At 52.3% G+C, this 572-nt stretch carries 1 protein-coding gene; it reads right to left on the bottom strand.

The genetic code is table 11. From position 1 onward, the window contains the following. Positions 1 to 114: 114 nt before the first annotated feature. Positions 115 to 572 (bottom strand): DNA polymerase (locus tag WH277_RS01675; protein WP_339504011.1); only part of this gene is annotated, 458 nt, incomplete at its 5' end.

Raw genomic sequence — 572 nt, 5'->3', positions numbered from 1 at the left:
GTCGGAAGGGAATGAAGCGAGGTGCTGAACCGTTTAAAGCGACAATGTTAGCAGGGGCAATCCTGCGAGCTGATTGAATGAGAAAAATCAGCCCACAGGACAGGAAAGATGAACTTAGTGAGCCTGATCCCAGTTGTCACCCACGCCAATATCAACGCGCAGCGGCACATCCAGTTTCATGCTGCCTTCCATCAGATCACGGATTTTCGCTGATGCGCTATCGACTGCATCAGCACGCACTTCAAATACCAGTTCATCGTGTACCTGCATGATCATTTTCACGTCATCGTTGGTCTGAGGTTTCAACCATTCATCCACGGCAATCATTGCCCGTTTGATGATATCCGCTGCGGTCCCCTGCATTGGCGCATTAATCGCCGCACGCTCTGCCGCTTTACGGCGCATCGCATTGCTGGCTTTAATCTCTGGCAGATAGAGTCGGCGGCCATCCAGCGTCGAAACATAGCCTTTCTCTGCCGCCAGCTCGCGGGTACTCTCCATATACTGCAGCACGCCCGGGTAACGCTCAAAGTAGAGGTCCATATACTTCTTCGCTTCACCGGCACCAATAT

Origin of the sequence: Erwinia sp. MYb416 (genome assembly GCF_037479575.1) — a bacterium.
In the GTDB taxonomy this organism is placed as follows: domain Bacteria; phylum Pseudomonadota; class Gammaproteobacteria; order Enterobacterales; family Enterobacteriaceae; genus Erwinia; species Erwinia rhapontici.
Note: the sequence above shows the minus strand (reverse complement) of the source record. Positions and strands in the feature narration are given on the sequence as shown.